The organism is Micromonospora sp. Utrum1, from assembly GCF_057197805.1.
In genome coordinates, this window is record NZ_CM170071.1 from 2,103,945 (window position 1) to 2,130,518 (window position 26,574).

At 69.1% G+C, this 26,574-nt stretch carries 31 protein-coding genes and 1 pseudogene; 18 read left to right on the plus strand and 14 right to left on the minus strand.

What is annotated here, in order from left to right; all coding sequences use genetic code 11:
* Positions 1-36: 36 nt before the first annotated feature.
* Positions 37-261 carry a hypothetical protein gene (locus AC0OLQ_RS10280; protein WP_484531119.1) on the minus strand — a complete coding sequence of 75 codons (225 nt, stop codon included), beginning with the start codon at positions 259-261 and terminating at the stop codon, positions 37-39.
* Complete coding sequence (locus tag AC0OLQ_RS10285) at positions 258-929, minus strand: RNA polymerase sigma factor (RefSeq protein WP_484532316.1); 672 nt, start codon at positions 927-929, stop codon at positions 258-260. Before AC0OLQ_RS10285 ends, AC0OLQ_RS10280 begins: the two co-directional genes overlap by 4 nt.
* A gap of 143 nt (positions 930-1,072) precedes the next feature.
* Here AC0OLQ_RS10285 and AC0OLQ_RS10290 point away from each other — a divergent pair, with 143 nt between their 5' ends.
* The 4 genes from AC0OLQ_RS10290 (at position 1,073) to AC0OLQ_RS10305 (ending at position 4,484) form a co-directional block, all read left to right on the plus strand.
* Positions 1,073-1,840, plus strand: a complete 768-nt coding sequence (locus tag AC0OLQ_RS10290; protein ID WP_484531120.1) for an SDR family NAD(P)-dependent oxidoreductase — start codon at positions 1,073-1,075, stop codon at positions 1,838-1,840.
* Positions 1,841-2,017: 177 nt separating this feature from the next.
* A complete protein-coding gene (locus AC0OLQ_RS10295; RefSeq protein WP_484531121.1) occupies positions 2,018-2,500 on the plus strand; it encodes a peroxiredoxin family protein in 483 nt (160 codons plus the stop codon).
* Positions 2,501-2,565: 65 nt separating this feature from the next.
* Positions 2,566-3,297 carry an NUDIX domain-containing protein gene (locus AC0OLQ_RS10300; RefSeq protein ID WP_484531122.1) on the plus strand — a complete coding sequence of 244 codons (732 nt, stop codon included), beginning with the start codon at positions 2,566-2,568 and terminating at the stop codon, positions 3,295-3,297.
* Positions 3,298-3,464: 167 nt separating this feature from the next.
* Positions 3,465-4,484: a carboxypeptidase-like regulatory domain-containing protein gene (locus tag AC0OLQ_RS10305; RefSeq protein ID WP_484531123.1), complete on the plus strand. Its 1,020-nt coding sequence runs from the start codon at positions 3,465-3,467 to the stop codon at positions 4,482-4,484.
* A 181-nt stretch (positions 4,485-4,665) separates the two neighbouring features.
* Here the strand turns inward: AC0OLQ_RS10305 and AC0OLQ_RS10310 are convergent.
* Positions 4,666-4,811 (minus strand): annotated as a pseudogene (locus AC0OLQ_RS10310) (IS701 family transposase); the annotation flags it as partial.
* A gap of 348 nt (positions 4,812-5,159) precedes the next feature.
* Here AC0OLQ_RS10310 and AC0OLQ_RS10315 point away from each other — a divergent pair.
* Positions 5,160-5,735, plus strand: a complete 576-nt coding sequence (locus tag AC0OLQ_RS10315; RefSeq protein WP_484531124.1) for a hypothetical protein — start codon at positions 5,160-5,162, stop codon at positions 5,733-5,735.
* Positions 5,736-5,892: 157 nt separating this feature from the next.
* Here the strand turns inward: AC0OLQ_RS10315 and AC0OLQ_RS10320 are convergent, their stop codons facing one another.
* Positions 5,893-6,654: a hypothetical protein gene (locus tag AC0OLQ_RS10320; protein ID WP_484531125.1), complete on the minus strand. Its 762-nt coding sequence runs from the start codon at positions 6,652-6,654 to the stop codon at positions 5,893-5,895.
* Positions 6,655-7,190: 536 nt separating this feature from the next.
* Here AC0OLQ_RS10320 and AC0OLQ_RS10325 point away from each other — a divergent pair.
* From AC0OLQ_RS10325 to AC0OLQ_RS10340, 4 genes are all read left to right on the plus strand, one after another.
* Positions 7,191-7,664, plus strand: coding sequence for a hypothetical protein (locus tag AC0OLQ_RS10325; protein WP_484531126.1), 474 nt, complete (start codon positions 7,191-7,193; stop codon positions 7,662-7,664).
* 266 nt (positions 7,665-7,930) lie between these two features.
* The gene (locus AC0OLQ_RS10330) at positions 7,931-8,338 is read left to right on the plus strand and encodes a hypothetical protein (RefSeq protein ID WP_484531127.1); all 408 of its coding nucleotides are present in this window, start codon (positions 7,931-7,933) and stop codon (positions 8,336-8,338) included.
* 344 nt (positions 8,339-8,682) lie between these two features.
* Complete coding sequence (locus AC0OLQ_RS10335; RefSeq protein WP_484531128.1) at positions 8,683-9,093, plus strand: hypothetical protein; 411 nt, start codon at positions 8,683-8,685, stop codon at positions 9,091-9,093.
* Between the two features lie 161 nt (positions 9,094-9,254).
* Complete coding sequence (locus tag AC0OLQ_RS10340; RefSeq protein ID WP_484531129.1) at positions 9,255-9,638, plus strand: hypothetical protein; 384 nt, start codon at positions 9,255-9,257, stop codon at positions 9,636-9,638.
* Between the two features lie 134 nt (positions 9,639-9,772).
* Here AC0OLQ_RS10340 and AC0OLQ_RS10345 read toward each other — a convergent pair whose 3' ends face one another.
* Together AC0OLQ_RS10345 and AC0OLQ_RS10350 are read right to left on the minus strand one after the other, a co-directional pair.
* Positions 9,773-10,759, minus strand: a complete 987-nt coding sequence (locus AC0OLQ_RS10345; RefSeq protein WP_484532317.1) for an endonuclease/exonuclease/phosphatase family protein — start codon at positions 10,757-10,759, stop codon at positions 9,773-9,775.
* A gap of 106 nt (positions 10,760-10,865) precedes the next feature.
* Entirely contained in the window at positions 10,866-11,021 is a 156-nt protein-coding gene (locus AC0OLQ_RS10350; protein ID WP_484531130.1) for a hypothetical protein, read from the minus strand.
* A 305-nt stretch (positions 11,022-11,326) separates the two neighbouring features.
* Here AC0OLQ_RS10350 and AC0OLQ_RS10355 point away from each other — a divergent pair, with 305 nt between their 5' ends.
* The 3 genes from AC0OLQ_RS10355 (at position 11,327) to AC0OLQ_RS10365 (ending at position 13,816) form a co-directional block, all read left to right on the plus strand.
* Positions 11,327-11,668 (plus strand): four-helix bundle copper-binding protein, encoded by a 342-nt coding sequence (locus AC0OLQ_RS10355; RefSeq protein ID WP_357333262.1) that lies wholly within the window; start codon positions 11,327-11,329, stop codon positions 11,666-11,668.
* A 217-nt stretch (positions 11,669-11,885) separates the two neighbouring features.
* Complete coding sequence (locus AC0OLQ_RS10360) at positions 11,886-12,665, plus strand: transposase family protein (protein WP_484532318.1); 780 nt, start codon at positions 11,886-11,888, stop codon at positions 12,663-12,665.
* A 62-nt stretch (positions 12,666-12,727) separates the two neighbouring features.
* Complete coding sequence (locus tag AC0OLQ_RS10365) at positions 12,728-13,816, plus strand: winged helix DNA-binding domain-containing protein (RefSeq protein ID WP_484531131.1); 1,089 nt, start codon at positions 12,728-12,730, stop codon at positions 13,814-13,816.
* A 49-nt stretch (positions 13,817-13,865) separates the two neighbouring features.
* On the opposite strand, the gene AC0OLQ_RS10370 is transcribed toward AC0OLQ_RS10365, so the two are convergent.
* Both AC0OLQ_RS10370 and AC0OLQ_RS10375 read right to left on the minus strand, forming a co-directional pair.
* Positions 13,866-14,645, minus strand: coding sequence for a transposase family protein (locus AC0OLQ_RS10370; RefSeq protein ID WP_484532318.1), 780 nt, complete (start codon positions 14,643-14,645; stop codon positions 13,866-13,868).
* Between the two features lie 87 nt (positions 14,646-14,732).
* Positions 14,733-15,629 (minus strand): IS982 family transposase, encoded by an 897-nt coding sequence (locus tag AC0OLQ_RS10375; RefSeq protein WP_484531132.1) that lies wholly within the window; start codon positions 15,627-15,629, stop codon positions 14,733-14,735.
* Positions 15,630-15,809: 180 nt separating this feature from the next.
* Here AC0OLQ_RS10375 and AC0OLQ_RS10380 point away from each other — a divergent pair, with 180 nt between their 5' ends.
* Both AC0OLQ_RS10380 and AC0OLQ_RS10385 read left to right on the plus strand, forming a co-directional pair.
* A complete protein-coding gene (locus AC0OLQ_RS10380) occupies positions 15,810-16,655 on the plus strand; it encodes an MOSC domain-containing protein (protein WP_484531133.1) in 846 nt (281 codons plus the stop codon).
* Positions 16,656-16,687: 32 nt separating this feature from the next.
* Entirely contained in the window at positions 16,688-17,338 is a 651-nt protein-coding gene (locus AC0OLQ_RS10385) for a haloacid dehalogenase-like hydrolase (protein WP_484531134.1), read from the plus strand.
* A 229-nt stretch (positions 17,339-17,567) separates the two neighbouring features.
* Here AC0OLQ_RS10385 and AC0OLQ_RS10390 read toward each other — a convergent pair whose 3' ends face one another.
* Complete coding sequence (locus AC0OLQ_RS10390) at positions 17,568-18,347, minus strand: SDR family oxidoreductase (RefSeq protein ID WP_484531135.1); 780 nt, start codon at positions 18,345-18,347, stop codon at positions 17,568-17,570.
* Positions 18,348-18,534: 187 nt separating this feature from the next.
* Complete coding sequence (locus AC0OLQ_RS10395) at positions 18,535-19,053, minus strand: VOC family protein (protein ID WP_484531136.1); 519 nt, start codon at positions 19,051-19,053, stop codon at positions 18,535-18,537.
* 89 nt (positions 19,054-19,142) lie between these two features.
* Here AC0OLQ_RS10395 and AC0OLQ_RS10400 point away from each other — a divergent pair, with 89 nt between their 5' ends.
* A complete protein-coding gene (locus AC0OLQ_RS10400; RefSeq protein WP_484531137.1) occupies positions 19,143-20,117 on the plus strand; it encodes a helix-turn-helix transcriptional regulator in 975 nt (324 codons plus the stop codon).
* A gap of 66 nt (positions 20,118-20,183) precedes the next feature.
* The gene (locus AC0OLQ_RS10405; protein WP_484531138.1) at positions 20,184-20,648 is read left to right on the plus strand and encodes a hypothetical protein; all 465 of its coding nucleotides are present in this window, start codon (positions 20,184-20,186) and stop codon (positions 20,646-20,648) included.
* Between the two features lie 144 nt (positions 20,649-20,792).
* Here AC0OLQ_RS10405 and AC0OLQ_RS10410 read toward each other — a convergent pair whose 3' ends face one another.
* Positions 20,793-20,945: a hypothetical protein gene (locus AC0OLQ_RS10410; RefSeq protein ID WP_484531139.1), complete on the minus strand. Its 153-nt coding sequence runs from the start codon at positions 20,943-20,945 to the stop codon at positions 20,793-20,795.
* Between the two features lie 1,216 nt (positions 20,946-22,161).
* Between AC0OLQ_RS10410 and AC0OLQ_RS10415 the strand changes: the two genes are divergently transcribed.
* Positions 22,162-22,917 (plus strand): hypothetical protein, encoded by a 756-nt coding sequence (locus AC0OLQ_RS10415; RefSeq protein ID WP_484531140.1) that lies wholly within the window; start codon positions 22,162-22,164, stop codon positions 22,915-22,917.
* Between the two features lie 70 nt (positions 22,918-22,987).
* Here AC0OLQ_RS10415 and AC0OLQ_RS10420 read toward each other — a convergent pair whose 3' ends face one another.
* Both AC0OLQ_RS10420 and AC0OLQ_RS10425 read right to left on the minus strand, forming a co-directional pair.
* Positions 22,988-24,130 (minus strand): serine hydrolase domain-containing protein, encoded by a 1,143-nt coding sequence (locus tag AC0OLQ_RS10420; protein WP_484531141.1) that lies wholly within the window; start codon positions 24,128-24,130, stop codon positions 22,988-22,990.
* Positions 24,127-24,726: a TetR/AcrR family transcriptional regulator gene (locus AC0OLQ_RS10425; protein WP_484531142.1), complete on the minus strand. Its 600-nt coding sequence runs from the start codon at positions 24,724-24,726 to the stop codon at positions 24,127-24,129. Before AC0OLQ_RS10425 ends, AC0OLQ_RS10420 begins: the two co-directional genes overlap by 4 nt.
* Before the next feature lie 84 nt (positions 24,727-24,810).
* On the opposite strand from AC0OLQ_RS10425, the gene AC0OLQ_RS10430 reads away from it, so the two are divergent.
* Positions 24,811-26,061, plus strand: coding sequence for a YbfB/YjiJ family MFS transporter (locus AC0OLQ_RS10430; protein ID WP_484531143.1), 1,251 nt, complete (start codon positions 24,811-24,813; stop codon positions 26,059-26,061).
* Here AC0OLQ_RS10430 and AC0OLQ_RS10435 read toward each other — a convergent pair.
* Positions 26,017-26,511 carry a nitroreductase family deazaflavin-dependent oxidoreductase gene (locus tag AC0OLQ_RS10435; RefSeq protein ID WP_484531144.1) on the minus strand — a complete coding sequence of 165 codons (495 nt, stop codon included), beginning with the start codon at positions 26,509-26,511 and terminating at the stop codon, positions 26,017-26,019. The genes AC0OLQ_RS10430 and AC0OLQ_RS10435 overlap by 45 nt on opposite strands.
* Between the last annotated feature and the right edge of the window lie 63 nt (positions 26,512-26,574).

Here is a 26,574-nt window from a genome sequence, read left to right on the forward strand (position 1 = left end):
ATCGGTTACAGCGGGGCCGAACGAGTTGCCGCCGGGTCAGAGCCCCGGACCGGTTATCGCGACCAGCAGACCTTCGAGGTCCTCCCTGCATGGGCCGCAGGCGCGCAGGTGAGCGGCGAGTCCGGGGTAGCGCTCGGCCGCCGCCTCGGCGTCCGCGGCGGCCAACTCGGCGTACACGTGCAGCATCTCCATCGCCTGGCCGCAGCCCACGTCTTCGGGATCCGTGTGCAGGAAACGGTCGAGTGCGGACGCGTGGTTCATCGCTGCTCCGAGGTGTTGTCATGCGGATACCCATGAGCGGCGAGCGCGGTTCGCAGCTTACGCCGGGCGTCGAACATGATTTTGTAGATCGCGTTCCGGTTCGACCCGAGCCGCTCGACCAGGGCGTCCAACGGTACGCCGTTCAGCACGAGCTCGACGAAGACCTGGCGCTGGCGCTCGGTCAGCTCCGTCTCCACCGCCCGGCGCAGCGCGGTGACCAGATCGCGCCACTCGGACTCCCGGGCCGGCTCGAGGCCGAACCGGTCCGGCAACCGCTCCCACTCCTCGGCCTCCAGCGGCACCTGGGGCTGGCGCCAGAAGTGGCGGCCGATCTTGCTCGACACCTCAAAGATCACGAACTTGTACGCCCAGGTGCTGAAGCGGCTCTCCCCCCGGAACTGCCCGATCTTGCTGGTGATCGCCAGCAGCGCGTCGGCCGCCGCCTGGTACGCCAGATCGTCGAGCTCCGGGCCGTCGATGCGCAGAAGCCCACTCCGGCGCCGTACCTCGCCGCGCGCGACCCGCAGCAGAAGCTCGTGCAGCCGTACAAGAGCCGCCTCCCGCTCCGCGCCGCTGCCGCCGAGCGTGCGTACCCACTCGGCCGACTCCCGGTCGAGTCGGCTCGAGGGGTCCGGGCTGTCGTCCAGCGTCGTCGGGTCTGCCGGCATCACACACCGAACTCTAGACATGGCCGCCCGAGGACATCCGGCGGAACCTGGGAAGGCGCGGACCGGGAGGACTATTCGCGACCCACGCTGTGACGGCGGTCTCATGGCGGTAAGAACTCGCTCGAAACACGCCGCCAACATGCATGACTGATTCGTTCGCGGGCAGGACCGCGTTGGTGACCGGCGCCGGGCGGGGCATCGGCCGGGCGACCGCCGTCGGACTCGGCCGGGCTGGCGCGACCGTCGCCCTCCTGGCACGTTCCAAGCACGAACTCGCCGAAACTGCGGCTCTCGTCCAAGAGTTGGGTTCCCGGGCGGTCGTCGTACCTGCGGACCTCGGTGACGACGAGCAGCTTTCCGGTGCGATCAGACGTGTACGCGACGAGCTGGGCGATGTCGACATCCTCGTCAACAATGCGGCGGTGGTCTGGCCGCTCGCGCCGAGCGTGCGGGTCGACGCCACGGAGTGGGCCGCTGCCATGAAGATCAATGTGATCGCCGCCGTGTCGCTCACGTTCGCGTTCCTGCCCGGAATGGTCGAGCGGGGCTGGGGGCGGATCGTCAACGTCTCCACCGGCGCCGTCGCCAACCCGGGCACGATGATCGGCGGCAACGCGTACCTCGCGACGAAGTCCGCGCTCGAGGCCCACACGATCAACCTCGGCCTGGAACTCGACGGCAGCGGCGTCACCGCTAACGTCTACCGCCCTGGGCCGGTGGACACCGCGATCCAGGCCTGGATCCGCTACCAGGATCCGGCCGAGATCGGCGTCGCGCTGCACCAGCGGTTCATCCGCTCGCACGCCGACGGGAAGCTGCTCACCCCGGAACACTCCGCCGGGTCGCTGCTCGCCCGCCTGACCGCCGACAACCGCACGGCACAGGTCTGGGATGTCTTCGATCCCGCCTGACGCCTGATCCGGCCGGTGGGCGGGCCGCCCGGCTCCACACCGCACGGCGCGCACCCACTGGCCGGCCCGCCGATCGGGGAGACGGCGCCTCCCGCGCGGCGGTCCCCAATTCCGGACCGGCCGAGTTGCCAACCGGTCCCAGAAAAGATTTGTCAACCGAAACAAGGAGATTCAGAAATGAGCCTGCTACAGCCTGGTGAGCAGTTTCCCGCGCTGACGCTTTCCCTGCCCGCCGGGGAGACCCTGCGAGTGCCCGACGCCCTCGCCGGTGGCTTCGGCGTGGTCCTCTTCTACCGCGGCTCGTGGTGCCCGTACTGCAAGGCCCAGCTGCGGGCCTTCCAGCGGTCGCTGGGGAAGCTCGAAGAACTCGGCGTCAAGGTGGTCGCGGTCTCGGTCGACGACGAGGCCACCACGAAGCAGACGATCGCCGAGGACGGTCTGGAGTTCCCGGTGGGCCACAGCGCCGACCCCGCCGCCTACGCCGAGGCGACCGGCGCTTTCGTCAACGACGACCCGAGGTACCTCCAGTCGACCGGCTTCGTGCTCGACCCGGAGGGCAAGGTCGTGGTCAGCGTCTACTCCAGCGGGGCGATCGGACGCCTCGTCCCCGAGGATGTCGCCGGCCTGATCCGCTACCTGCGCGAGCACCAGGCCGCGTAGCGGCGTCGTCCTGGTGGCGGTCCTGGCACTGGCCGCCCGCCACCCGCGGACCCGCCGCCACTGAATTGACGTTCTGGTCCAGCTCACCCGGTACGTCGGGGAGCTGGGGGGCAAGCGGTAAACCTCGTCTCGCCGCCGCCGGGCCGCCCCAGGGCGGCCCGGCCGGACCGGGCGGCCATCAACAAGCGGCTGCTCAGCGCCTGCGACGGGCCCGAGGGGAGCATCCCGCTGCACGAGGAGGTCCGGCAGAACCTGGAGCACCTCTGGCAAGCACGGCGGCAATCGCGACGGCAAGACCCCGGGCCCCGCCCCGAGCGGATCTTCATCCGGCCGGACTTTCTGAGGCAGCCCTGCCCCGCAAGCGGGTAGCCGGCGGCGCCCTGATCCGCGACCACGCCGGAAGGATTCTGTTCGTGGTGCCCGGCTACAAGCCCTTCCTCGACATCCCCGGAGGCGTGGCCGATGCCGACGAGTCGCCGCTGGCTGCATGCCGCCGGGAGATCCGCGAGGAGATCGGGCTCGACCTGCCTGTTGGCCGGCTCTTGGTGGTGGACTGGATTCCGGCTCACGGCGTCCGGCCAGACGGCGTCATGTTCATCGTCGACGGCGGACAGCTCGACGAGGACCAGGCCGCCGACCTCAAGCCGACCGACGACGAACTCAAGGACCTACGGTTCCTGACCTACGACGAGGCCGTGCCGCTTCTCCGGCCGTCCATGGCACGCCGGGTGCAATCTGCCCTCGACGCGCTAGACGAGGGCCAACCCCGCTACGCCGAGTTCGGCCGGTCCCAGTAGTGTCATCGGCCGATGTCGCCTGCCCGTGGAAAGGGTGGTATGAATTGACGACGCGCTTACGTGCCCGATGGGCCCGGGTCGCCACATTTATCGCGCTGACCGGGGGGACGCTCGCGGTGTCCGCGGCACCCGTGGCGGGTGCCGCGGCACCCATCAGCATCCTGAGCGTGTCGGCGGAGAACGTGAAGCCCGGCGACAAGGTTCGCGTTCAGTTCCGCGTCACGAACAACGGGAGCGGGGCCGAAACGGCAGTCGTGGTGGTCGGTGGCGGCCTGCAATGCACCACCGGCTGCCGGGTGGAGCCGACCCTCAAACCCGGCGAGAGCCAGAACTTCCAGGCTACCGTCGTGGCGCCCCAGGTGAACGCGGGCGAGATCCTCGGTCTCAACATCTCGGTCGCCGTACGGCTCGACGGGCAGAACAGCTTCGACTACAAGATGGTCTACATTCACGGCCCGGGCACGTCGCAACCCGGCGCGGGCGCGCCGCAACCCGGTGCGGACACGCCGTCGTCCGAGGTGGACGGGGTGTCCGGCGTGGTCCGCAACACCAGCGGCAAGGCGATCGGCGGCGTGGCCCTGACCGTCCGGGACAGCGCCGGGCACGAATTCCGTACGACGAGCGACCGGAGCGGCCGGTTCTCGATCAAGTCAGGTGCCGGCAAGACGATCGCAGAGGGCCCGATCACGGTCGTCGCGGCCCTGGGCGGCTATCGCACCACCCGCACGAGCGTACAGGGCTCCGCTGGTGACACCGCGAGCGTGCGGCTGACCTTGGCCGCCGTGGCCGCCCCGGCCAAGACCCCGCAGTCGCCCACTGCAACGGCGGCAGCGGACGAGGCTCCCGAGCCGGAGACCAGCGTAGCCGCGGCGACACCCCCCGCCCTCGAAGCTGTCAGCGACGAGGGCAGCGGTTCGCTGCCGCTCATCCTGGGCGGCCTGCTGGTCGCCGCCGGCCTGGGCGCACTGGCTTTGATGGTGAACCGCCGCCGGAACACGCCGGACAAGCCGGCTCCGCATGCGGCGACTCAGCTGACGGCGCCGGCCGGAGCCGGCATGAGCGACGCACCGACCGCGGTGCTGCACACGAGGCCGCCGGCCGACGGGTTCCCCGGCCCGTACAGCGGGCCCCCGCAGGGCGGCACCCAGCAGCTCAGCCACGACCCATACGGCGGGCCAGCCCTCTAATACTGTTACGGCGGTTCATAGCTTCCGAGTGTGCTGAGTCGTTTGCGGTAGTGGGAGTTGCGGGCTCGTTGGAGGCAGCGGCTGCGGAAGGTCGACCAGGTCAGTACGTGTTCGGCGGTGTGCTGGATGGTCAAGGCGAGCGCGGCGAGTAGGCGCCTAATCTCGTTGACGGTCAGCGGGATCAGGCCGTCCTCGTCGCTGTCGGCGGGTGTTTGCTGGTGGCGTTCGCAGTGGTGCGGGTGACGATGAGGAACGCGGCGGCGGCCATGGCCAGGGTGATGTGGGCGTACCAGGCGTCGTAGCGGCGGAGATCTGGTACTGGTCGAGTGCCTCCCGGAGCTGGGGCATCTTCTCGGGGGAGCCCACGGCGACTGCGGTCAGCCGAAGTGGCAGGGATCGGCGACACGCGCTCCAGGTTCGCTGAGGCAGTCGAACGTGCGCAGGGCGAGGGGTCGACGCCGCTGCTCGCGGATCGCACGCATCCCGTTGCAGCCCGGAGAGAGGCGGCCAACTGTCGCCCTTCAAGTGAAGCTGATGTGTAAAGGATCAACTGGAGCCCGACAGCCGCCTGCCGGCGTTGTCGGGTCTCAGGACCTGCGTGACAGATCAGTCTCGGGACGTGGGTGACACATCTGGCTAGACGACCTCGGAACTCGGGTGGGTGAGACTGGGGTCGTGCAGGAACAGGGTTCGTGGTGGACGTCGCTGTCTTCGCAGGTGCGCGATCGGATCGACGAGCAGCTTCGCCAGCGGCGGCTGATACATGCCGTCATGTTGTTGCGCTCGGACGGCGTCCTTGATCCTCAGCCGAGCTTGTACGAAGCCCAGGACATGATGGCTGAGCGCTCGGCTTGGCTTCACGCGGAGGGCTTGATCGAACCTGAAGAGCCGCCGGTCGAGGTGCCGCAGCTGGTCGAGACAGTCACGGCGATTACGGATCCGGTTGTTGCCGTGGAAGCTCTGTGGGATGGAGACACCCAAGGATGGTTTGTGAGGCTGTACGCGATTGTGCGACGGCCAAGCCGCCACCACCCCTGCTTCGACGAGCAGCCGCTGGCCGGGTTTCGCCACGGCAGCGATCTCCGCTTGTTCAGAGGCGAGGTTCCGCCATGGCCGGAAGCCGCGGAAGCTATCGCGAAAGGCCAGGCGATAGCAGGCAGCATCGGCGTGCCGTTCTGCTTCGCCAGCCCCGACGCCCCGGATGACGGGCTGCCGCGCTGGTGGGACTCGCAGGCTGATCCACAGATCTAGCCAGAGGTCGGCGCAGGCATGCCCGCACGGGCATTGAGCTGCCCGACCGAGCCGGCGACGCGTAATACTGCTGTTCGAGGTCACCCCACCAACGCTGCGCGGAGTGTCACCCAGGTCCTGATAGATCCCTGCCAAAGCCGCGTCGCGACGCGCGGGCTCAACCCTCGCTTGCCGTTGGGAGGGTCTTCACGATCGCCGTAGCTAGGGATGTCGCCTTTTCGTGAGCCTTGGCGGTGACCTCGGCTGCGGTGCTCACCTTGGGCGGCCAGAAAATGAGCGCCTCGATGCTGATCAGCAGCCGGCCGTGCGCGAAGATCAGCCGCGCATCGCCGGGCAGGAATGGCATTCCGTCTGCGGATTCCGGGTCCACTCGACTCACCGTCGCCGTGGTCAGCCGCGCGCTCGTCGACTCGATGGTCACCGTGCGCGCGCCCCACTGGGCAGTCGCCATGCCGATGCTGAGGCGGAAAGCCTCCCTCGGGCACCGTGCGGTGCGCGCCGCACGTGCGGCCGCGACGGCCGCGGAGGCATCCTGCAGACCAATCACTTTGACGTCCAGAAGGGTCATCGGGGGCTGGACGTCGATGAAGATCCCCACGGGGTTGACCTCAAGGCCGGCGCCCCACACCTGATCGAACTCCAACCCGCCCACCTTCGACCGGTCTTGGTCGGCGATGAGCAGGTCGCAGGGTCCGTACCGCTCGCCGACCTCGATCTTGCGCTCCCGGATGTCGTCGCCGACACCGGCCTGCTCGACCAGCCCGTGAATGGTCGCCATCAGGGCCTCGGGCTCGTTGGGCGGTGCCGACGGCGCGGGGTTTACCGACGGCGGTGGGGGTGGTGGCGGGACGGCCTGTTTCACGCAGCCGGCAAGTCCCGCTACCACCAGCACGCCCGCGACGACCGCTCCGCCGCGCATTCGATCACCCACACTCATTGATCCCCCGCTTCCATTCGGGGCGCAGCATACTGTTCGTCGCGTCCGGCGGCTGCCCGTGCCGTTTCGCGGCGAAGGTTCTTCCGTATGGGTCGCGAGGGTCGCTACCGCCTCGCCTGGAACCCATAGATCCGGGGCCGAGAAGACAAGATCCGGAACATGTGCGGAACGGTCAAGGCCGTCGCTGATGAAGGGTCGGTGTATGCCCCGGTAAGAGGTCGGATCGTCCGGCAAGCGCACCTGCCTTCCTGATCGCAGCTTCGGGGACGGGGGCAAGGGTGGGTAGCCCTCGATGAAGGATCTGGGGCGCAAGCGGGGCACAAGACACCGTCAAACGTCGTCAACCGGCGGCGAACCATGGCAGCCCCCTGACGCCGCATGAGCAGGCGTCGAGGGCCGATCCCGCTGGTCGTGAGCTAGCGGCCCTTAGTTCTGCTTCAACTCACCTACGTCAGACCATCGTTAGGCGTCTGTGCCGTGATCGGGTCGTCAGGTGGGGAGCGGTTAGGTTCTGACTTGTGAAGACGACGGGTCGGCTCCGGGCGTTGCTTGACAGGGCTACCAGGAACCGTTCCCGGGAGCCTGCTGACGCAGAGCCCTTCGCGCCGGAGTGCATGTCGCTGCTTGAGTTGGCCAGGTTGCTTACCCAGCGGCACAGCGCCAGGGTCGCCAGCGCATTTGTCGAGGTGGTGACCTTCGCATCGGCCGACGAGATAGTGGGGATGCTGAAGGTGATGCTGGAGGAGGACTGGATAGGGCTCCCGGTCTGGGCGCGGAATCTCGCGTTCCGGCTGGCCTGCCTCCAACGGCCGGAGGATGTCGAGCTGCTGCGTGTGGCGGCCAGTGATCTCCACGCCTTCGGCCCCGACTGGGACAACATCGCTGATGACCTGTACCACCGGGCAGAAAGATTGGCGGCGGACAGGACCGAACCTCTCCCTGACTCCTGTGCTGCGGCCCCCCTCACCGACTCCAAAGGCCGAGGCTGCTGAAGGCCGAGCAGCCAAACGAGCAGCCAAGCCAGCGAGCGTCGGCGGATGATGGCGGACCCGGGCGCCAGGCGGGCGCGAGGACCAGGCGGTGGACCAGCGCCGGGCAGTCGACTCGTAATGCGCGGGTCACTCTCGAGGCGAGAGCCTCACGGGACGCCGAGGCGACAACGTCCTCACCCCTCGCCACCACACATGCCCACGACGCTTGACAACCCTGGTTGTCGAGCGGACGCTGGAGTCGGAGTCCATTGATGAGGGAGCCGATCATGCGCGAGCTGACGTCGGACGAGCGACGGGAACTTCGGCGGGAACTGGGTGCTGTTGCCGATGACTGGGCGCAGCGGCTGCACAACTTTGATGTGGATGCCCAGGGCAGCGCTGCCCAGGAGCCAAGCTCCGCGGAGAGGATGCGGACTCACCTTGCACGGATGGCGGCAGGTGAGCACATGCGGCGCCTTCTCGCGGACCTCGTGTCCGCCAATGCCGAGGAAGCGGTGCAGCACGGTGCCGGCTATCCCGAGCTTGGCGCAGCGGTAGGCGCCAGTCGGCAGGCCGCACGTAAACGATGGCCTGGCCTGTCGAAGAGGCGTGCCTCCGAGTGGAAGCAACCGCCCGGGGGCATCGGTTGGGCCGGCAGCCATCCGGGAGGCCCGGGACCGTTTTCGGGGACCTGAGGGACTCGGCTTGACATCCATGGCTGGCATCAACGGCGGCGGCAGAGGCCAGACGAGGAGGACCGCTGTCGGCTCTCTGAGCCGAACCCGTTGGACCCGAGCGGACGTTGCGACCTTCGCATCAGTACTCAGCCGAACAGCCAAGCGAGCAGCCGAACCGGCGAGCAGCAGTAGACGATTGCGGACTCGGACGCCACAACCAACACGAAGGCCAAGGGTTCAAGGGGCATCTGACGGCCGACTCGTAATGCGTGGGTCAGCTACCTCGGGCCGCTCGAAACCGCCGCCGTAGATTTCAGCCCAGCAGTGCTCGCACCTGCCGCTGACCAACGTAGAGTGCGGCGGTGACCCCTGTCGTGGGCAATTTGTCGTCCGTCCTGACCAGACCCATGCGCATCCCGGTGTGGGCGGCGGTGCTCCTGCTTGCCGTCGTCGCCGCGGCGGGAACGGTGATGTGGCAGACCGTCGGCGACCGTGGTCGGCCGGCGATTGTGCGGGGTGTGGTAACCGGGGTCAACGTGGACGGCACGGCAATCGGCTTCTCGGCCGACAACGGTCGCCGCGAGGGCGAGGGCATGGTGCTGCTGGGGGAGGTGCCATGGACGGACGCCTCCGGCGCCGACTATCAGGGCACCCGCCCGACCTGTCTGGCGACTGACTCCCATGGACAGCGTGTGGAGCTCGGCATCATCGACCTACACGGGACTGGCAGCTGGCTGGCCAAAGCCGTGGTGTGGGTGCACTGCCTGAGCTGATTAGTGAGCCTGCCGGCGGTTGGCCGTGCCCGGCCACGCGGCCCCAACTCCCGTTCCACCAGGGACCAGGTGTCAGTCGTTGTCCGGAGGCAGCGAGAAGGCAGCAAGTGCATTTGGTCATCGCTTAAAGTAGCCGTGCTTCGAGACAGGACGGGAGTGGGATGAGCCTCGATATCTCGGTGTGGATACCCGACGACGACGCCTACGCCGGTCGGCACGTTGTGGTGGATCCGCCGGGCACCAGCACCGGGGTAGGAGCTGAAAGCTTTCGTTATAAGCTGTGGGGTTCCGCAGCCGCTCGGCGTCTCGGCGCGACGTTCCTGCCGCAACTTGCTGACATCACGGTTGAGAACCGTGGGAATCTCCAGGTCCCGCCAGGTCAGCTTGACGCCTTCGAGCAGGAGTGCATATTCCTGGCAGAGAACGTCGAGCAACTATCCGCCGCGACTGGATACGACGCGGATCGCATCCTCCATTACCTGACTAACGTCCGGCGCGCTGTGGACCGCGCCAGGCCGGTACACGGCGGCATCATCATCTGGTAGCGGCATCAGAGACGGCCATCTGGGCTCGGCGAAAGAATGACCAAACGGCGGGCCATCGATCGAGCGAGGGGTCGGCTTGACATCAGCGGTTGACATCAACGGTGGCGGTACGCGCTCGCACGGGCTTGCCGTGATCAGGGCGTGATCCGGGCCGCCACCGGCAGGTGGTCGCTGCCGGTAGCCGGCAGCACCCAGGAGCTCTCCGCCTTCACCCCTCTGACCAGGATCTGGTCGATCCGCACCACCGGGAACTTTGCCGGCCAGGTGAAGCCGAAGCCATCCCCGGCGGCGTCCTGGGCCGAACTCAGCTGCGAGGTGATGCTGGCGAACGCCCGGTCGTCCATGCTGCCGTTCAGGTCGCCGAGCAGCACCACCCGCTCGTTCTGCTCGGCGGCGATGGCCTCGCCGAGCGCCTGCGCGTTTCTGTCCCGGTGGGTCGTCCAGAAGCCCGCCCTGGGATTCACCCGTGCGGACCCCAGGTGGGCCACATACACCGCCAGCGGACCCTGGTCCGTGGTCACCGTGGTGCGCAACGCCCGGGTGTAGGCCATCTTGACGTCCGCCGGCTTGGTGGCCGCCAGTGGCCCGTAGTCCATCTTGGTGTCGACCGGCTGGGAGTCCGACAGCGGCAGCTTGCTCCACAGCCCGACCGTGCCCTGCACCGTGTGGTAGGGATACGCCTTCGCCAGCTCGTTCTCATACGTGGCCCGGGCCTGCTCGGTAACCTCCACCAGGGCCAGCACGTCCGCCCCGGAGGCGGCAAGGTCGCGGGCGGTGCCGGCCGGGTCGGGATTGGCGGCGCGGACGTTGTGCTCGGCCACGGTGAGGTCGCTGCCCGGGTGGGACTTGTCCCCGAGCAGCCCGCCGAAGAGGTTCAGCCACACTATGACCGGCAGCAGCAGCGCGGCCACCGCGGAGGCGGAGCGGCGCCACAGCGCCCCGATCAGCAGTACGGGGATGAACAGACCGAACCACGGCAGGAAAGTCTCCACCAGGCTGCCGAGGTTCCCGATCCGGTTCGGGATCTTGGCGTGCAGCAGCATGAGCAGCCCGAGCAGCAGCGCCAGCGCCGCGAGCACTCGGCCGCGCTTCCAGGGGCCCGGCCGGGAAGCTGCGCGTATCGCCCGGCGGATGCGCGTGCGCCAGGTCCCGGCGCCGGTATCCTGCTGGCCGGCGCCGCCCCCTTCGGTCCCTGCCGTCTCCACCTGCGTCATCGTCTGTCCTCGCTCACCGCGCTGCATCCTCGGGCTGGATGGGGTCGACATACATTTTCGGACAGCAGCTGTCGTCGATCGCTTCGGGGCGCAATTCGTAGCGCCAGGCCTCGTTGCGCCAGATCTGGCACAGCCCGTACTCGCCGCCGTGCTTGGCCAGCCAGAGCATGTACGCGGCCCCGACGGGATCGGCCGGCGGAACGGCTGGTGGCAGCAACGCCGCCGGACGCCAGCACACGGACGAGCGGCGGCACGAACGAAGCTCCGAGCATGCAGCCGTTGTGCCTCCTTTCCGCTGCTGGCGTGACTGCGGCTCTATGTTCCGATTCAACTCACCGACCTCGGACTGTTCCTGGGCGTCAACGCCGGACCAACGATGACGGCCATCCCGATTAGTCGACCGGAGGCCGGGTACCCGGGGCCGTTCGCGACACGTGTGCGAGGAGGTCGGAGGTCGAGATGTCGGCGCAAGGCATGGCCAAGGACGTGATGGCGCGCGCGATCACTGACGCGTTGGACTGTTCGAGGATCTGTGACGAGACGTTGACCTACTGCCTGCATCAAGGCGGCCGGCACGTTGAGACCGAGCACATCAAGCTGATGGTGGACTGCGCGGAGATCTGTCGTACGGTGGCGGCGTTCATGGGGCGGGGGTCGCGGTTCAATGCGGAGATATCGCGTATCTGTGCCCAGATCTGCCAGGCGTGCGCTGTCGACTGCGCGCAGTTCGGCGCAGATGAACAGATGATGCGGTGCGCCGAGCAGTGCCGCCGGTGCGCCGACTCGTGCACCCAGATGGCCGCCGTCGCCGTCTGAGTCGTTCCGCCCGTTTGACCGGAAACCGGCAGCCGAGGGCGCCCTATCGGAATGACCGAGCGCAGCGGCGCCGGAAAGGCCGACGGTGGAGGCAGCAACGAGGCAGCCAACTCTCCGCCCGCCCGGCTGCCGTGGCGTTTCTGTCGGGGGCGCTGCCTAAGGGATGTCTCGTAACCCTGGCGTCCGTCTCTTGAGGATGATCGGGCAGGATGCCCGGGTGCAGGTGATCACCGCAACCCACCCTGAGTGGATCTTCCCGTTCACCGGGCTGCAGCCCGCCCAGTTCCGCAAGCTGGTCCGGCTGGTCGCCGAGCGTGGCGGTGACGCCATCGCCGACGGCCGGCCGGGCCGGCAGTGGGCCCTGGACCTCGCCGACCGGGTGCTGCTGGTGGCCACCTACTGGCGCACGAACCTGACGATGCGCCAGATCGGCCCGCTGTTCGGGGTGTCGCACTCCGCAGCGCACCGGGTCATCGACACCCTTGCGCCGCTACTGGCCCTCGCGCCGGTGCGCAAACGGCCAGTCGAGCAAATCGCCATCGTCGACGGCACCCTGATCCCCACCCGCGATCACCGCCTGGCCGCCCGGAGCAAAAACTACCGCTACTCGGCGAACCTGCAGGTCGCCATCGACGCCAGCACCCGCCTGGTCATCGCCATCGGCGACCCACAACCCGGCAACCGCAACGACACCATCGTCTACCGCACCAGCGGCATCGACCAGAAACTGGACGGGCGCCCGGTGATGGCCGACGGCGGCTACCGCGGCAACCCCGAGGTGATCATGCCGTACCGCAAGCCCGCCGACGGCAGCGACCTCCCGGACTGGAAGGAAGCCCTGAACGTCGAACACCGCAGGGTCCGAGCAGGGGTCGAACACGCCCTGGCCAGGATGAAGTGCTTCAAGATCCTGCGCGACTACCGCCGCGCCGCCCACACATTGGCCGACGCCACTTCCGGCATCGCCAACCTCCACAACATCATCCTCGCTGGCTGACCACCGGTCCGGCGTCGGGCAACGCCTTCACCCAGTTACGAGACGTCCCTTAGGGTGAAGAGGTGATCGAGCAACGCCAGGTGATGAACTTCCGCGTTCAGGCGCAGCAGCTTGACCGAGCCGAGGGCGCGCTCGGAGACACCGCAGTGCTCGACATCGGGGTTCAGGAGACCGGCCCGGATGGCGGCAGATGGGCGCTGGCCATCCGCGGGGTCGATGTGGCGGCGTTGCCCGTGGAGGAGCTGATCCTGCTGTGGACTGTGCGAGGCGCTCCCCACCTCTACCGCCGCGTCGACGTGGGGAAGGTCGCTGCCGCGGTCGAGCCGTTCTCCGACGCTGACGCGGGCAAGCGCATCTACGACGCCGCCAGGCCGTTGAAGGCGGCCGGCGTCGGCAACCTGGCTGCCCTCGACGAGGTGGCCGCTCAGATGCGAGCCATCGTCACCAAGCCGATGGTCAAGGGGGACGTCTCCGGGCGCTTGGCCGAGGCGATGCCCGAGCCGTATCTGCGGTTCTGCCGACCATGCGACGCCACCCATCTCTACGAGATGCCGTTCCGGTTGGCCGCCGTGCGGGCCGGGCTGGAGCTGCAATTCGACACGTCGCCGCCGGTCCTGCAGCCCATTGCGAAGTTCAAGAAGGCCGCCTCAGGCGACAGATTCGACCTCATCCGCGCGTACCTTCGTCTGCTCGGCCCGGCTACCCCCAAACAGGTGGCCGACTATCTCGATGCCCCGGTCAAGGACGTGAAGGCGCGCTGGCCCGAAGACGTGATCGAGGTGATGGTCGGCGGCGTGGCGTGCTCGCTCCTGGCCGCCGACGAAGCGGCGCTGGAATCGGCCGACGCTCCGGCAACCCGCCTGCTCGGCCCGTTCGACCTTTTCCTTCAGGCCAAGGACCGAGCAACCCTGGTGCCCAGCAGGGCTCACGCCAAGGAGTTGTGGCCCGTGCTGGGTCGCCCCGGTGCCGTCCTGGTCGACGGGGAGTTGGTCGGCACCTGGCGTCCCCGCAAGTCCGGCAAGACGTTGAAGGTCGCCGTTCAGCCGTGGCAGAAGCTGTCCGCGACCACGCGCAAGAACATCGTCGAACAAGCTGAACGCCTCGCCGCGTACCGCACCGTTTCCCTCGCCGGCGTCGAATTCGCCACCTAAGGGACGTCTCGTAACTGGGTGAAGGCGTTGCCCGACGCCGGACCGGTGGTCAGCCAGCGAGGATGATGTTGTGGAGGTTGGCGATGCCGGAAGTGGCGTCGGCCAATGTGTGGGCGGCGCGGCGGTAGTCGCGCAGGATCTTGAAGCACTTCATCCTGGCCAGGGCGTGTTCGACCCCTGCTCGGACCCTGCGGTGTTCGACGTTCAGGGCTTCCTTCCAGTCCGGGAGGTCGCTGCCGTCGGCGGGCTTGCGGTACGGCATGATCACCTCGGGGTTGCCGCGGTAGCCGCCGTCGGCCATCACCGGGCGCCCGTCCAGTTTCTGGTCGATGCCGCTGGTGCGGTAGACGATGGTGTCGTTGCGGTTGCCGGGTTGTGGGTCGCCGATGGCGATGACCAGGCGGGTGCTGGCGTCGATGGCGACCTGCAGGTTCGCCGAGTAGCGGTAGTTTTTGCTCCGGGCGGCCAGGCGGTGATCGCGGGTGGGGATCAGGGTGCCGTCGACGATGGCGATTTGCTCGACTGGCCGTTTGCGCACCGGCGCGAGGGCCAGTAGCGGCGCAAGGGTGTCGATGACCCGGTGCGCTGCGGAGTGCGACACCCCGAACAGCGGGCCGATCTGGCGCATCGTCAGGTTCGTGCGCCAGTAGGTGGCCACCAGCAGCACCCGGTCGGCGAGGTCCAGGGCCCACTGCCGGCCCGGCCGGCCGTCGGCGATGGCGTCACCGCCACGCTCGGCGACCAGCCGGACCAGCTTGCGGAACTGGGCGGGCTGCAGCCCGGTGAACGGGAAGATCCACTCAGGGTGGGTTGCGGTGATCACCTGCACCCGGGCATCCTGCCCGATCATCCTCAAGAGACGGACGCCAGGGTTACGAGACATCCCTTAGATGATTGAGTCCGAAGTTCGGGCTGGTCAGTGGTCGTATGCGATGAGTGATCGTTTCCTGGGTGCGCCGGTGTTGGTGTTGTGCCAGATGCAGGTGGCCATCGCGAGCAGACGCTGGCCGACGCGGGCGTAGATGCCGGCCCGGCGGCGGGCTCCGTGTTGTTCGAGACTGAGCTGGCCTTTGAGGGTGTCGAAGATCGCCTCGATCCACTGGCGCATGCGCAGCAGACGTTGTTCGGTGCAGCTCGGTGTCGAGTCCCGGGTGCCCTTGCGGGCGGGGCGCAGCAGGTGGACACCGAGGTCGTCGAGGAACGCCTCGAACGTCTGACCGGCGAAGCCCCGGTCGGCCAGGATCACCTGCCCGGACTGGACAAGGTGGTGGTCGACTTGCAGCAGGGCGGCCAGGACGTCGCGTTCGTCGAGTTTCGGGTTGGCCAGGCACCAGGTCACCGGCATGCCCTCGACGGTGGTGACCAGATACAGGCGCATGCCCCAGAAGTAGCGGGAGTGGGAGGCGCAGTAGCCGTAGCCGGCGTCGCCTGCCAGGTCGGAGCGTTTCGCGGTCTCGCGAGAGGCTCCGCAGGGCACGGGCGTGGAATCGACCAGCCGCAGGATCGGTACCCCGGTCGGGGTGTTCTCGGCCAGGTGTCGGATCGCTGCGGCGATCAGCGGACCGGCGGCTCGTAGCCGCTTGCCGTATCCGGACTGGTCGGGGATGTAGGGGAACAGGTGACGCAGGTGCTTACGGGCGTAGCGGATCCAGTGCCGCTCACGGGGGAAGTCGAGCAGGACCTGCGCGATGGCCAGGCACAGCAGTTCGGCGTCGGACAGCAGCGGCGGGCGACCGATCCGGCGACGGCCGATGACGTGATCGTCGAGGAACACGTAGAGTGCGGTCAGAAGGGTATCGAGGTCTGTCTTCACAAACTGACATCGATACCCTTCGCCGTGTCCAAGTCAAGCTGCCCAGCCACACAGCTCAGACTTCGGACTCAATCATCTAGCGATGATCAGGCCCGTCACGGTGCGGCAGCCATCCGGAGTCAGGGACGGCCGCCGGAGCGAGGGTTCCGGCGTCACGCCGGGTCGTGTCATCCTGGCCGAGTGCGAGTCGCCTCAATTCACACGTACCCGGTGAAGGGGTGCCGCCGCATGGACCGCGACACGGCGCGGGTCGAGCCGTGGGGCCTGGACGGCGACCGGCGCTGGTTGATCGTGGACGATCGCGGGGTCGGCCTGACGCAGCGCCAGCACCGGGAACTGGTGACGATGCGGGCGGTGTCCCGGCCGGGCGGTCTGACCCTGGAGGCGCCGGGGCTGGCCCCGCTCGATCTGGCCGAACCGACCGGCGGTGAGGCGATCAAGGTCCGGGTGTTCCCGGGGCGGCCGCCCGCACCGGTACGCGCCGCCGGCCGCGAGGCGGACGACTGGCTCAACCGGCTGTTGGGGCGCACCGCTCGGCTGGTCTGGCTCGGTGACCCCACCGGCAACCTCGTTCCCTGGCCGGTTCCGGCCGGCTCCGGCGCCGAGCTGAGCTTCGCCGACGGCAGTCCGTTGCTGCTGGCCAACGCCGCGTCGCTGGACGCGTTCAACGACTGGCTGCTGGAGTCGGGCAGCACCGAGGGGCCGCTGCCGATGAGCCGGTTCCGCCCCAACGTGGTGGTCAGTGGTGCCGCGCCGTGGGCCGAGGGCGGGTGGGTCGGCCGGCGCATCAGGATCGGCGGGGCCGTGTTCCACGGCGTCAGCGAGTGTGGTCGCTGTCTGGTCGCGACGATCGACCAGGAGACCGGGGAGCGGGGGCGGGAGCCGCTCCGGATGCTCGCCGCACGGCGAAACGTCGGCCAGAAGCTCCTCTTCGGTCTCCAGATGACTGTGCGGGCCGAACCCGGTGGGTCTTCGCCCGAAGGTCGTACGGTCAGTGCCGGTGACACCGTCGAGGTGCTGGACTGACCGGGACGATCGATGCCGACGGAAGGCGCTTGATGACCGCCTCGACACGCCGGGTAGCCGTCTTCGACCTCGACGACACCCTGGTACGCGGAGACTCGTTCGCCCAGTTCACCCGCCATCTGCTGTTCCGTCAGCGGTGGCGCGCGGCGGTGTCGCTCGTACTCGCTCCGCTCCTCGTACCGATGCTCTTCCTGTCGCCCACCCGACGGGTGGCCATCACCGGCTTCCTCTGGCTGGCGTCGGCTGGTCTCTCCGAGGCGCAGTTCACCGCCCTGGCCGAACAGTTCGCCGCAACCCACGCCCAGAAGCGCATCGCGGTCGCGTTCGACCGGCTCCAGCGGCACCTCGCCATCGGCGACCGCGTCATCATCGTCACCGCATGCGCCGACCCGCTCGCCGCCGCCATCTGCGCCGAGCTGGGCCTGGGCGAGGTGGAGGTCATCGCTGCCCGACTCCGTGCCGGGCGCACCGGAATGTGGCCGGCCCTCGGCTGCCGGGGGGCGCAGAAGGTGCAGCGACTCCGCGACGCCGGCGTCACGCTGCCCGTCGACTACGCCTACACCGACAGCCTCTCCGACCTGCCCCTCCTGCGGGCCGCCACCCACCGGTACCTCATTGAGCCCTCCGCCCAGGACCTGACTCGCCTCCAGGCAGCCTTTCCCGGCGCAGTCACCGTCCTTTAGACGACAGCGGAGAGACGGTGAACTGCTCGCCGACGTCCGTGACCGTCGACCCAGCCAGCGGCTGTCGAACAGCGCCTTACCCCTGCTGCATCACCCTCACCTCCTCGGCACTCGACGGACTGGAAGGCACGAGGCGGGCGTTGCTCGGGCCTGCGACCAGACGCTGCACCTGCGTGCTCGCTGGCCCGAGGTTCGTCCGCTCGGCGAGGGAGGAAGCAGAACGTCCCGGTTAGGAGATCCCTCCGTCGCTGTGCAGCAGCTGACCGTTGATCCAGCCTCCGTCGGATGAGCAGAGGAAGGCGACGAGGTTCGCGCAGTCCTGTGGGCGGCCGAGGCGTCCCAGCGGCGTGGACTCCAGGACCGCGGTTTTGATCTCTGCGGTCATCCAACCGGTGTCAGTTGGACCCGGGTCGATGGCGTTGGCGGTCACGCCGAGGTGGGCCAGTTCTCGGGCGGCCGCCAGGGTGATCCGATCGAGCGCGCCTTTGCTGGCGCCGTAGGGCAGGTTGCCGACAGTGGCGTCACTGGTCAGGCTGACGATGCGTCCGGTGCCGTGCGCCCCTTGGAACCGTTGGGCGTACTCGCGGATCAGGAGCCAACTCGCGCGGGCGTTGACCGCGAAGTGACGGTCGAAGCTCTCGATGCTGGTGTCGAGCAGCCCCGAGTTCACGCTCTCGCAGTGCGCGAGGACCAGTGCGGTGACCGGCCCGAGCTCGCGCTCCACAGCCTCGAAAGTGCCAGCCGCGGCGTCAGGATCATTGAGATCCGCCTCGATTGCCACGGTGCTTGCCCCGTGCCTGGCGGCTCCACCGCTGAGGTGCGTCACGGCATCGGGATCCGCTCCCCAGGGCATCCTCTCGTCGTAGGGGGTCCAGTAGGTGAATGCGACATCCCAGCCGGTCTCAGCCAGCTTCAGCACCACTGACGCGGCGATGCCGGCGCTGCGACCGGCACCGGTCACCAAGGCGACGGGTCGAGCCAGTTGATCCCTGCGATCCATGAGCGCCATCCGCAGTCGCACCCCCTCGACGCACCATCCTTGCGGGGCAACCGAAGACCGTCACCGCAATTACCTCGCCGACAGAGAGGTAATTGCGGTGACGGCGCATTACCTCGCCGACAGCGAGCTGGAAGGCGTCATCGTCCGTCGGCCGTGCTGGTCATCGTGCACGCCCCGAACTGCCGGGAGGTGTGGATCAGCCGATCAGCGGGCGGCTGACGAGGCTGTCGGTGCGGCCACTCAGCTCCCGGTCCAGGGTCTCCTGCGCGTCCCGCATCGCCTCGGCGTACGCCGGTTCGGCGAGCCGCCGCATGCCCACCTCGGGTGCGACGTCCTCGACCACCATGCTGATCCACCAGATGTTGCCGAACGGGTCGCGTACCCGGCCGCCCCGCTGACCGAAGGCGTGGGTGGCCGGCGCGGTGACCACGCGGGCTCCGGCGGCGACCGCGCGCTCGGTCGCCGCGTCGGCGTCGGCGACGAAGACCCGCAGCAGCGACGGCATGGCCGGCCAGTCCGGCTGCTGGTCGAAGGCGAGCAGGATGGTGTCGCCGACGCGGATCTCGGCGTGGCCGATGGTCCCGTCCTCCAGGCGTACCCGCGCGAGCTCGACCCCCTCGAACACCGCGGTGATGAAGTCCAGCAACTGCCCGGTGTCCGGCGTGACGATCCACGGCGCGACGGTCGTGTATCCGGCGGGTGCGGTGCTGCTCATGGCAAATCTCCCTCGTCGTAGCGAACTGCGCCCACGGTAGATCTCGTATAGGTCAGTTCCCGTCCTAGTCGAGCGGCACAATGGCAGCCATGTCCAACGCGCGTGCCCGACTGCTGTCCCTGCTGTCGCTGCTGCAGACCCCTCGGCTGTGGTCGGGAAGCGAGCTGGCGCAGCGGCTCGGGGTGTCCGGCCGGACCGTGCGGCGCGACATCGACCGGCTGCGGGAGCTGGGCTATCCGGTGCACGCGGAGCAGGGCGGACTGGGCGGCTACCGGTTGACGGCCGGCGCGGCGATGCCGCCGCTGCTGCTCGAGGACGACGAGGCTGTCGCCGTGGCCATCGGGCTGCGCACGGCGGCGGCGCAACCGGTGGCCGGGGTGGACGAGGCGGCGGTGCGCGCGATGGGCAAGCTGCTTCAGGTTCTGCCGGCCCGACTACGCCGCAGGGTCGACACCCTGGCCTCCTCCACGGTGGCCCACCCGTTCTCGCTGGCTGCGGAGGCGGTGGACCCCGACAGCCTGGTCGTCACCGCCGCGGCGATCGCCAACCACGAGCGGCTGCGGTTCCAGTACCGCGACGAAGGCCGGCACGTCGAGCCGCGGGCCCTGGTGACGGCCGGGCGGCGCTGGTACCTGCTCGCTTTTGACCTCGACCGCGACGACTGGCGGACCTTCCGACTGGACCGGGTCGCGAAGGTCGCCGCGACCGGTGCCCGCGCGGCCACGAGGGACGTACCCGGTGGGGACGTCGCCGCCTTCGTCGCCAGCCGGACCATGCAGATGGCCCCGACGTACCCGGCCGACGTCGTGATCCACGCACCGGCCGCCCACGTGGTGGACCGCCTCGGCGGGCCGCCGCCGGGCACCCTGACCGACCAGCCGGACGGTACCTGCCGGTGGCTCGCGCCGCCCGACACCCTCGAATGGCATGCGCTCCGGCTCGCGTCGATCGGGTTGCCGTTCAACGTCAGCGGCCCGGCGGAACTGGCCGCCCACCTCAGGTCAACAGCAGCGCTGTTCCAGGCGGCCACGGCGGGACCGAGTCGGCCCGGGATGACCGCTTGATCGGTGCGCGCCCTTGCCGCAGCGGGTGTCCGAGCGATGTCGTATGCCCGTGGTGGAGTGCTCGCCATGGGCGTGCTGTTTGACTACTTCCGGGCTGAGGATGACGCTGCGGCTGTCAGCCTGATGGAGAATTTCGATGGCGGGCCGGTCGTCGCCAGTGGCGACGGCGCGGCTGTCGATGCGATCGACCTCAAGGGCATCGAGCCCACAGTGACCCTCGGCAAGCTCGTGAGTTTCGTCCGAGGTGTCGACTGGGAGGTCAACCTGGTTGATCTCAAGCTGCTGTGGAGCCGCGACGAGCACGAAGGACCCTGGCTGATGTCCCTCGACGGCGCGACCCGGGACACGCTCGCCTCGATCGACGACGCGCGAGTGCTGGAGTTGTCGGCACGGTGGGGACGGATCGACGAGCTGGCGTGGGGAGGCCCGTTGCCCGACGACCAGATGCTGCCTGTCATCGAGGAGATTGCCGCGCTTGCGCGGCGCGCACGAGACGCCGGCGAGAACCTGTATTGCTGGTGCTGCCTGTGACTCGCCAGTGGTCGCTCGTCCGGCGCCGTGGCGGTTACGCTCCGCGGCCGGAGGGGCGACAGCGCTGGTGTTCTGCGGGCCTGACCAGGCCTGGAGCGCCCGACACACGCTGTACCGACTGAGGCGCCCGGACAGTGGCGTCGGTCAGTCGCCGGGCAGGACGTACCACCAGCCGTCGGCGAGGTGCTGTCCGCCGGCCAGCCGAGCGGGTTCGCCGAAGAGGTCGATGACCAGGTCCGGCGCGGTGTGGCCTCGAGGTAGACGTATCCGCCGGCGTCGTCCGGGATACCGACCCATTGGGGCAGCAATACGGCCGGTTTCCCGTCCTGGCCGCCGACGACCGCCGCGCGGCCGCTGGTGGACAGATCCCGAAGCTGCAGGGGGAGCAGTTCGCCGTAATAGTCGCGGGACGTGCCGATCTGCCCCTGCCGGACACCGTCGGCCACGGCGTTGAACGCCCAGCGGTGGGTGGCCCAGTACGACGCTGGGTGGAACGGGCCCCAGTTCGTGAACCACCCGCAGGCCACCAGGAGGAGTGCCGCGGTGGCGAGCGCCGCAGGACGTCCGGCTCGGGCGCGGTAGGCCAGGCGCACGGTCAGCGCGATGGCGATGAACCACACCGCGAGCTCGAACGGGGGAATCACGAACAGCAGGAGGGAGGCGTTCTGCAGGCTGGCCAGTTCGATCCAGGCGACCCCGAGCCAGGCCGCCAACACGGCCGCCCACCCGGACTGCCACACCGAATGCTTCGCTACGGCGGCAACCGTCCCGCGTCCGACACGACAACATCATGCCCGGAGACCTGGCCCGGCGATACGAGGCAATGGGGCGGACAGGCGGCCACCTTTCACCGGGAGACGGATCGCCTTGCCGGTTGCCGACGAGGAGGCCCGCTCCGCACCGAGATCCCGCGCATTCCATCGACAACGATTGACGACAATGTGATCTCGATCATTGATGATCTTCGTGTGCCGCGGCTACCTTCGGCCGTCATGATGATCAACCGACGCGCCCTGTTGAAGGGCCTCGCCGCCACCCCCGTCGCAATCGCTGCCGGAGCGGGCCACCGGTCAGCAACCCGTGGCGGCCGCTGCTCGGGCGCCCATCGGTCCCCAGCCGGTCTCGGCCGACCTCTCCTACCTGACGGCGAGTCACTTCAAGCTGAAGTACCGAACGACCACGCAGGCGGGGACCGCCGCGCCCTACGCGCAGGTGATCAACGACATCCAGCTCGCCGGCTCGCTACCGTGGGCGACCGTCGACGATGTGCTCAACTCGGCCAATCGCACCGGCAGCAAGATCCTGCTGTCGGAGATGAGCGGGTTCGCGCAGGGATGGACGTGGGACAAGAACACCACCGACGGGACGGGCCTCTGGTACCCGCAGGGCCTCACGACCAGCGCCGACTACGCCGACGGCGGCCTCTACAACGGCCGCAAGGTCACCCCTGGTTTCGTGGTACGACCATCTGGACGAGACCACCGGCAAGGGCGCACGGATCAGTTTCGTCGACATGACCAACCCCGACGCGCCGAAGTACCGGCACGTCCTTCTGGTCGAGCCCTACCTCGACCCGTCGACCGGCGGCGCCGGCACGCCGAACTTCAAGGCCATCCACTTCCACGCCGGCGGCATCATGTGGTACGGAAAGCTGCTCTACGTGGTGGACACCAGCAGGGGAATCCGGGTCTTCGACACCACGAAGATCCTCAAGGTCACCGCCAACGGTGACGACACCACCATCGGCCGGCAGTCCAACGGCACCTACACCGCGCACAACTACGCGTACGTGCTGCCGCAGAGTGCCGCCTACGACGCCCAGGCCCCCACCGGGGGCGAGCGGCCCGTCCAGTGGTCGTTCATCTCGCTCGACCGCACCACCACGCCGGACAGCATCGTGGTCGGCGAATACGGTCTGCCGGAGGACCCCGCCGATCACAAGCGCCTGTTCCGGTGGAACATCGACGCCACCACCCGGCTGCTGGCGGCGACGAGCAACGTGGCCACTGCTGTGGAGGCCATCCAGGTCGACGTCAACGAGATGAACGGCGCCACGAGCGTCAACGGCAAGTACTACATGGCCCGCGCCAACGGGAACGCCAACGGCGACCTCGTCACGTGGGTTCCCGGCAGCCTCGTGAACTACAACGACCTGCTGGCACACCCCGAAGACCTCGCCTACGACAAGAACACCGGCTGGCTCTGGAACCTGACCGAGACGCAGCAGGAACGGTACGTCTTCGCCCGCAACATCAGCCAGCTCCGTTAGCGGCGGGTTTCGACGAGACGCCGCATGAAGGTGCCCCGCCCCGGACCTTGGCCGGGGCGGGGCGCCAGTTCTAACCCAGTGCGGTGACCGCCTCGTGCAGCGCGTTCAGGAGTGCTCGGGACCGCCGATCGGGATACTCGGCGCGGGCCTCATTCATCGCGTACGAAAAGGCGACCTGCTTGCCGGGCCAGGCGCCGTGCCGGGAGCCGCCCGCTCCGACGTGCCCGAACGCGTCCGGCGCCGGTCCGAAGACCTGGGCGTCGGTGGCGAGCTCGAACCCGGCCCCGTACGCCATCTGGCTGTCCGAGAGCGCGGACAGCCCCCGACGGCGCTCCCGCCGGCCGAGTTCCACCGTGGCGGCTTCGAGCACGCGTACGCCATCGAGGGAACCACCGGCCGCGAGGCTGGCGTAGAACCGCGCCATCGACCGGGCGGTGGTGAACGCGCCGACGGCGGCCAGCCCGGCCCGGCGGAACTCCGGGCTGTTCCAGAAGGCGGGTGTTCCGGGAACGACGAGCGGATTGTGGGTGAGCACGACGAGGGGATCGGTGGAGGGCGGCTCCGCGGTGAGCAGGAAGCCGGGCGCGGCCAGCATGGTGGATGCGCGGTCATGGTGCTCGTCCGGCAGGCCGATCCAGGTGTCGAGCTCAAGGGGGCGGGCGAACTCGTCGGTGAAGAACTCGCCGACCGACCGCCCGTCCACCCGCCGGACGAGTTCGTCGACGAGCCAGCCCCAGGTGAGCGCGTGGTAGATGAAGGCCGCCCGGGGATCCGTTTCGGGCGCCTGGTCGGCGAGCAGCTTCGCCATCGTCTCGTGGTCGAGCAGGTCGTCGAGGCCGATTCGCTCGCGGACGCCGGGCAGCCGCGCCTGGTGCGACAGGATGTCGCCCACGGTGATGCCGGCCTTGCCGGCCGCGGCGAACTCGGGCCAGTACCTGGCGGCGGGCGCGTCGAGACCCAGCACGCCGCGCTCCACGAGCAGGAGCGCGCAGGCCGCCGCGAGGCCCTTCGTGCCGGAGAAGACCAGCTGCACCGTGTCCGCGCGCCAACGGCGTCCGGTCTCCGGATCGGCCTGGCCGCCCCACAGATCCACCACGCGTTCACCCTGGTGGTACGCGGAGAAGGCGGCCCCGACCTCGCCGAGGTCGGTGAAGTTTCGTTCGAACGCTTCCGCGACCGGTTCGAAGCCGGGTGCGGTGAATCCTTCGATCACCGGGTTGTCCTTTCTGTGGGTGCGGCGGCGGCCAGCAGCGCCAGCGCCGCGTGTTTGGCGTACTCGGCCGCGGCGGCGCCGGTCTCGTGGTGGTCGGCGACGACGGTGGCGCCTTCGATGAGGATGAGCAGCTGCCGGGCCAGCCCCGACGGATCGGCGGCCCCGGCCCGTTGCGCGATGCGGGTCAGCAGGTCGAGATAGCGGTCGAGATGCCGGACGGCCACCGCGCGTGCCGGGTCACCGTGGTGTTGCGTGGCGGCGTTGACGATCGCGCAACCGCGGAAGCCCGGCTCGGCGTACCAGTTCCCGAGCGCGTCGAAGACCGCCGCGAGCTGTGCCGCCGGGTCCGGCCCGGCCGCCTCGGCCGCGTCGGCCAGCCATCGGAGGACCCGCTCGCTGCGGGCGGCGAGGACGGCGTCGACCAGCCCGTCCTTGGAGCCGAAGTGACGGTAGAGCGTCTCCTTCGACGCCCCGACCGCGGCGCACAGTTCGGCGACCCCGATCCCGTCGAGTCCGCGCTCGTAGAGCAGTCGCGTGGCGGAGGCGAGGATCGCCTCCCGCGTACGGGCGGGGTCGAGTGAAGTTCCCTTGGCCACTGGCACAGTCGAGATGGTAACGGTCGGTTCGATCTTCCGCTAGCGTCATCGTGACGACCGGTACCATCTCTCCCGGGGAGCCGCATGAATCCCGCCACCCCTCCGCCGACACCGTGGCGTCAGCTCGGGCTCGCCCTCGGCCCCGCCGCCGTGCTCGGCCTGGGCCGCTTCGCATACGGGCTGTTCGTTCCCGCGATGTCTGAGGACCTGCGCTGGACGCTGGCCGAGGCGGGCCGGCTGACCACGGCCAACGGCGTGGGCTACCTGCTCGGTGCGGTGCTCGCCGCCGCCGTCATCCGCCGCATCGGCCTGACCGCGACCTTTCGCGCCGGCATGATCCTGACCGCGATGTCCCTCGCCGCCACGGGTCTCGGCCTGCTGTTGGCAGCCCGGGCGGCAGCGGGCTTCGGCGGGGCGCTGACCTTCGTCGCCGGCGCGGCGCTCGCGACCCGGCTGGCGACGCTCACCGGCAGGCTGACTCCGGTCGCGGTCTACTTCGGTGGGGCGGGTGGCGGCATCGCGATCACCGGCGGGGCCGTCCCGATCCTGCTGAACGCTCACGCCGACCGGTGGGCCGCGGGGTGGTGGCTCCTGGCTGCGGCCGCTGCCCTGGCCACCGTCGGCAGTTGGCGGGCAGCCGCTCTCGCCCCGGCTCCGGTCGCCGACGCCGACCGGGGCGAGCGACGGCTGTCGCGGCACTGGCGCATCGCCGCCTCCTACCTGCTGTTCGGAGCCGGATACATCGGATACCTGACGTTCCTGTCGGCGTACCTGGCCGACCGGCAGGCGCCGCTACCACTGGTCTGCGTCACCTGGATCCTCATCGGGGTGAGCGCGATGGCCGCACCCGTCCTCTGGAACCGCCCGATCGCGGCCTGGCCCGGCAACCGGGCGCTGCGTCTCATGCTGCTCGGCATCGCCACCGCGGCCGCACTGGCCCGGCTGGTCCCCACACCGGCCGGGATGATCGCATCGGCGCTGCTGTTCGGGCTGGCGTTCATGATGGTTCCGGCCGCGGTCACCACGTACATCGGCCGTACTGTGCCGCCCCACGCGCTCAGCGCGACGCTGGGAGTGTTCACCGTGCTGTTCGCGATCGGGCAGTCGGCCGGACCATGGGTCTCCGGCGTGCTCGCCGACCGCACCGGTGCCGGCACGACCCTGACCGTCGCCGCGCTCCTGTGCGCGCTCGCGGCGGCGCTGGTCAGCGGCCGGTCTCTCGCGCGCGAGAAGTGTGAGGGGGTGCCAGGCACGTCAGCGGCCGACGGAGCCGCAACCGTACGCGGCCGTTCAGCTCCCCTGCGACGTGGCCGACGCGCCGGTTCCGGGCGCTAGAACCACCACCGCGGTCTCGGACGGCCGCAGTGCCGCGAAGGCGTCGAGGTCCTTGTCGATCTCGCGCCAGCGGGCCCACAGCCGCGACCGCTCGTCGCCTGTCGCCGCGTGCGCACGCACCAGCCGCCGCCCGTCGACCAGGTCGACGGTCGCGTCCGGATGCGCCTGCAGGTTGAGCCACCAGGCGGGCTCGTCCTCACCCCACCCGTTCATCGCCAGCGTGAACAGGTTCGGCCCGTCCTCGAGGTACGCGACGATGACGCTGCGCTGCTGGCGGCTGCGGCGCCCGGTGGTGGTCAGCCGTAGGGTGCCCCAGCGGTCGGCGCGTGGCCGCCAAAGCCCGACGCGGCCGCGAAAGACCCGGTACAAACCCCGGTGCACGTGCCAGGCGAGACGGATGAACCAGCGCGGCGGAAGCCACGGTGTCTTCTCCCGGTCTTCGACAGACATGACGACCTCCCATGGCTCGCTGGCGATGGTACGAACACGACGCTAGCCGCATCGTCAGGCGGA